This is a genomic window from Lysinibacillus sp. NPDC059133 (genome assembly GCF_042755925.1).
Lineage (GTDB): Bacteria > Bacillota > Bacilli > Bacillales_A > Planococcaceae > Lysinibacillus.
Genome location: NZ_JBHZDH010000068.1, coordinates 16805 through 22749, shown reverse-complemented (window position 1 = coordinate 22749; position 5945 = coordinate 16805). Strand labels below are relative to the sequence as shown.

The following is a 5945-nucleotide window of genomic DNA, read 5'->3' as shown; positions in this document are numbered from 1 at the left end:
AGTGAAGCGGCTCATCGGACGCCCCCAGGAAGCTCTGCTCTGCGCGAAAGCGAAGCGTCAGCGGCAAAGCGCCCAGTCGGAACGGAAATCAACCCTACATTATGGTGAAGAGCTTACATGTGTAAAGTTTAGATGGAAAATTCAAGTATAATTGAGAGATAAAGAGCTCGTTGGTTGATCGAATAATCGGTGTAGAATAAATTCACTGATGAAAGTTTTACTTTATATGTATTGTCGGTATGAAATGAATGTCTTTTCATGCTATTATGGTAAAGGTTATGCACTAAATTATGAGGTGAAAAATAGAATGTGCGGATTTATAGGCTATATTAATGGAACAAATGTGATCGATCATCATCAAACGATCGAAAATATGATGAATACAATTATTCACCGTGGACCAGACAGCGGCGGGATTCACAGTGATGATAAAGTAACGTTAGGATTCCGTCGATTAAGTATTATCGACTTATCAGACGTGGCAAATCAGCCGTTGTACAGTGCAGATGGTAACATCGTTCTCGTATTTAATGGGGAGATCTTTAACTTCCAAGAGCTACGTGCTGATTTGATTGAAAAAGGTCACAACTTTAAAACACACTCTGATAGTGAAGTTATTATTTATGGTTATGTTGAATACGGAGTAGACTTTGTCAAAAAGCTTCGCGGAATGTTCGCATTCTGTATTTGGGATAAAAAGAATGATTTACAATTCATCGCTCGTGATGGCTTTGGTATTAAGCCACTGTATTACACAGAAAACACAACAGATGGTACTTTTATTTTCGGTTCAGAAATTAAATCATTTTTACCACACCCATCATTTATTAAAGAATTAAATAAAAATGCGCTACGTCCTTATTTGACGTTCCAATATTCTTCAATGGACGAAACGTTCTTTAAAGGTGTGTACAAATTACAACCAGCACACTATATGCTTATTCAAAATGGACAAAAGCAAATTGTGCAGTATTGGGATAAAAAATTCCATGCCAAAGAAGCTCCAATTGAAAAATATGTAGAAGACATTCGTACGACTGTAAGTGAATCAGTAGACGCGCATCAAATAAGTGATGTAAAGGTTGGTTCTTTCTTATCAGGTGGTATTGATTCAAGTTATATTACTTCATTATTACGCCCTGATAAATCCTTCTCTGTTGGTTTCTCTGACTACGAGGATATGTTTAATGAAACAAATTTAGCAAAAGATTTATCGGATACATTAAATATTCAAAATGAACGTAAATATATTTCGGCAGATGAGTGTTTTGAAGCATTACCAAAAATTCAGTGGCATATGGACGAGCCACAATCAAACCCATCTTCTGTACCGCTTTACTTCCTTTCTGAGTTAGCATCGAAGGATGTAACAGTAGTACTTTCAGGTGAAGGTGCGGATGAAATTTTTGGTGGCTACTCATGGTACCAAAACTCTGGTAAAATGCAAAAATATGAGAAAATCCCATTTGGTATTCGTAAAGCGTTACGTGGTATAGCAGAGGCGTTACCTAAAAATCAATATTCGAACTTCCTCGTTAAAGGTGGTCAAACAGTAGAAGAACGCTTCATTGGGGAAGCGGTTGTATGGGACGAAGAAGATGCATTAAATGTCTTGAAATCAGACTATAAAAATGGTCCATCTGTTAAATCGATTACAAAACGTATTTACGATGAAGTTCCAGGTGATGATGATGTTACTAAAATGCAGTATCTTGATTTAAATCTTTGGATGCCAGGTGATATTTTATTAAAAGCAGATAAAATGAGTATGGCTCATTCTATTGAATTACGTGTACCATTTTTAGATAAAGAAGTGATGGAATTAGCGAAAAACATTCCATCAAAATATCGCGTAAATGACATTGATACGAAATATGTTCTTCGTCAAGCTGCACATCAGGAATTACCTGAAGAATGGGCAAAACGTCCAAAGCTTGGCTTCCCAGTGCCAATTCGCCACTGGCTGCGTGAAGAAAAGTATTACAAGTTGGTAAAAGAAATGTTTACAACTGACTTTGCTAATGAATTCTTTGATACAAAACAATTAGTAGGCTATCTAGATGAGCACTATGAAGGAAAAGCAAATCGTGGACGTTATATTTGGACAGCCTATGTGTTCTTAGTATGGTATAAACAATTTTTCGTAGATATGTAATAGAGAAGTAGCTTTAATCGGTGGGGGTTTTCGTAATCTCCACCGATTATTTTGAGCCTTCTACTTTTAGTAGGGAGGACCAGTCTCTATTTTTTATGGAGCTTCTAGAACTTTTTAATGTATTTCTGCGTCTGTATACCTATAAATATGTTAAAATTACAATTGGTTTACTTATTTAATATTTTGCGATGATGTGCTTTCTTGTTGTTTTGCTGAATTTTGCTAAGCACAAAGCCGATTCCGGACGCAATTTTGCCGAGGCATAATTGATATGACAGCGTTTAAAACAATCCTGTAAAAGTGCTCGGGTAGCGGAAGAAACCGCTCAAGTACTCAGTAAAAGTACTCAAGAAACAGAAAGAACTGCTTAAGAAGCAGGTTAAACGTCGAATACTTTGAAAAACGACTGCTCTGCTTGTACTGAAACAAGCACCTTTAACAGCAAATATTTTATAAGTGTTACGATATTGAAAATATTGATTTTACGATGAATGGATGGGTACGATGTCCAATTTAATGAAAGGTACTGCGATATTAACAATGGGAATGTTTTTATCGAAGGTGCTCGGATTAATTTATATTTTTCCTTTTTATGCGATTGTAGGTGAGGAAAATGTTGCTCTCTATCAATATGCATATATTCCCTATTCGATAATGCTAGCAATAGCCATCTCAGGTGCGCCAATTGCCGTATCCAAGTTTGTTTCTAAATACAATGCATTGGGTGATTACCAATCAGGCCGCAAGCTTATGAAATCTGGCATACTTATTATGATGTGTACTGGATTAGCTGCGTTTATTGTTCTCTTTATATTAGCTACGCCAATAGCGGGGCTTGTTATTAAAAGTGATGAACAGGCATTTACGGTAGAGCAAATTGCTTCAGTTATTCGCTGGGTTAGTTTTGCGTTAATTGTTGTGCCATTTATGAGTCTCTGGCGTGGATTTTTCCAAGGCTATGACAAAATGGAACCTACCGCAGTTTCTCAGTTAGTAGAGCAAATTGTTCGTATTGTTGTGTTATTGGGTGGTTCGTTCTTAGTTGTGGTAGTTTTCAAAGGGAAACCAGAAACAGCTGTTTCCTTTGCAGTATTTGCTGCATTTATTGGGGCAATTGGTGGGTTGCTAGTACTTTATTATTATTGGAAGAAATATCAGCCTGAATTTGATTTACTGCGAAGTCAAAGTGTGACGTCTACACAGCTACCAATGTCCAACATATATAAAGAAGTAATTACGTATTCAATTCCTATGGTATTTGTAGGCGTAGCCAATCCGTTGTTCCAATTAGTGGATATGCTAACGTTTAATGGAGCTATGATATCTATAGGCTTAGCGGAAGTAACGGATAAGTATTTATCAATGATTAACTTTACAACACAAAAGGTTGTCATTATCCCAGTAATGTTAGCTACAGGTTTTTCGTCAGCACTAGTACCGACGATTACAAAATACTTTACGCAAGGCGAATATTTATCGCTACGACATGCAATGGATAAAACATATCAAATATTAATTTTTATTACATTGCCTGCGGTAGTTGGGATTTCATTGTTATCGAATGAAATTTACTTTATGCTCTATACTGAAAGTGAGATGGGGGCTATGATTTTAGCCCATTACGCACCTGTTGCTATTTTATTTGCATTATTCCAAGTGACGGCAGCTCTTTTACAGGGCATTGATTTCCAAAAGTGGATTGTCCTCAGCTTATTATCTGGGATTTTAGTCAAGCTATCGATTAATATTCCTTTAATTCGTTTGATGGAGGCAGATGGCGCACTTCTTGCTACAGCTATTGGCTATAGTGTTTCAATTATCATTAATATGCTTGTGCTACGAAAAACACTGAACTACAAATCAGAAATGGTTATTCGTCGTGTCATGCTCATTTCACTTTTGACAGCGGCAATGGCGGTAAGTGTACTAATCGTTCATAAACTTTTAGTGTTAATAATGGGACCAGTAAGTGGTAAATTCTCTGCATTAGTTTATTCTGTTATTTGTGCTGGAGTAGGTGTAGCAGTATATGGCTATTTGTCTTTACGCCTAGGCTTAGCACAAAAGCTTCTCGGTGAACGATTGACAAGAATTACAAACAAACTGGGGTTTAAATAGGAGGTACTAATGCGTTTAGATAAATTACTATCGAATATGGGTTACGGGTCACGCAAGGAAGTTAAGCAGCTTCTAAAGCAAAAAGCAGTGACAGTAGATGGCGCATATGCGAAGGATGCAGCATTACATGTTGATCCTGACAAGCAGGATGTCTCTGTATTTGGTGAACGTGTGAACTATACAGAATTTGTATACTTTATGATGAATAAGCCTCCTGGCGTTATTTCTGCTACGGAAGATTTGCGAGATGAGACTGTCATCGAATTGTTAGATCCTTTACATCAGCATTTCGAGCCTTTCCCTGTTGGTCGCCTAGATAAAGATACAGAGGGATTATTGCTAATAACGAATGATGGTGCGTTAGCACATAATTTATTGTCTCCTAAAAAACATGTGCCAAAGGTTTATTATGCACAAATAGAAGGAACTGTGACTGAGGAAGATTGTGAGAAATTTGCTCAAGGTGTTGAGCTAGATGATGGTTATGTAACCAAACCGGGAGAGCTTATCATATTAATATCAGCTCAACAATCAGAAATTGAGTTAACGATCCAAGAAGGAAAGTTTCATCAGGTGAAGCGTATGTTTGAGGCTGTTGGAAAACGTGTAACCTATTTAAAACGCCTATCAATGGGCAACCTAAAGTTAGATGACAGTCTAGATTTAGGTGAATATCGAGAATTAACGGCTGAAGAGCTAGCCTGCTTACAAAATAGGGATTAAAGAATTCCTCGATGCTAACGACGATTAGTATCGGGGTATTTTTTATATACATACTTATACCAGCAATTGTATAATTGATGTAACCTTTGGTGAAAAGCTATTTAGTCTATGGTACTAAAAAATCACTAAATGTTTCGAAAAAATGATGGTGAAAATAAGTAGAGGACACGTTAATGAAAAACTTAAGAATTAAATTATTAATATCTTTAATTGCCTTTGCATTAATCCTTGTTACTGTAATTTTTTATTTCAATAGGCAAATACTAACGGCGGATATCGAAAAACAAGAAGTCATGAATAGAACATTAATTGAAAATCATATTCTGACAGATATGCAAACGGTAGATAATGCACATTATTATTTTGATAAAAATCTCTCTGAGAAAATGGAAGAACTACTACGAAAACTAATTACATATTATGAAGAAAACCCACATATAGCAAAGTGGGATTTGCAGAAAATAAAAAACGAGCATGGAATGGATGTGTACATACTCGATCAATCAAATACCGTAATTTATACAACTTTTGAAAAAGATAAAGGTTTAAATTTTTCTCAATGCTGCACACGTTTTTCTACTTTACTAGACGAACGTCGAGTAAGCGGGAAATACTATGGTGATGGTATTGATATTTCAACAACTACTGGGGGATATCGAAAATTTGGTTATCTAGCAACACCTGACAAGAAATATTTGTTCGAGGTAGGGATAGACTTACTTGAAGATCCTGTATTCCAAACTTTTAACTTCGGAAAGACTGCTGACTATCTAATTGATAAATATGCTGATTTGTTAGAAGTACAAACGATAACTGCGGGAGGGGTTTTCTTTGGTGATTCTAAATCTCGTAAAACTGTAAATGATCAATCGAAAATATTTCAAGAGCATTTTGAGCTAGCAAAAAATACGATGGAGCCAACGGAATATCAAAAGGCGTTTAAAAATGG

3 protein-coding genes and 1 pseudogene are annotated in these 5945 nt (G+C 36.2%); all 4 read left to right on the top strand.

Annotated elements, in window-relative coordinates; translation table 11 throughout:
- Nucleotides 1-307 precede the first annotated feature (307 nt).
- The gene (gene asnB / locus ACFXN8_RS23695) at nucleotides 308-2155 is read left to right on the top strand and encodes an asparagine synthase (glutamine-hydrolyzing) (RefSeq protein ID WP_386847940.1); all 1848 of its coding nucleotides are present in this window, start codon (nucleotides 308-310) and stop codon (nucleotides 2153-2155) included.
- Between the two features lie 504 nt (nucleotides 2156-2659).
- Nucleotides 2660-4273 (top strand): putative polysaccharide biosynthesis protein, encoded by a 1614-nt coding sequence (locus tag ACFXN8_RS23690; protein WP_376077843.1) that lies wholly within the window; start codon nucleotides 2660-2662, stop codon nucleotides 4271-4273.
- A gap of 9 nt (nucleotides 4274-4282) precedes the next feature.
- Nucleotides 4283-4996, top strand: a complete 714-nt coding sequence (locus ACFXN8_RS23685; RefSeq protein WP_386847938.1) for a pseudouridine synthase — start codon at nucleotides 4283-4285, stop codon at nucleotides 4994-4996.
- 173 nt (nucleotides 4997-5169) lie between these two features.
- A pseudogene (locus ACFXN8_RS23680) lies at nucleotides 5170-5945 on the top strand (GGDEF domain-containing protein); the annotation flags it as partial.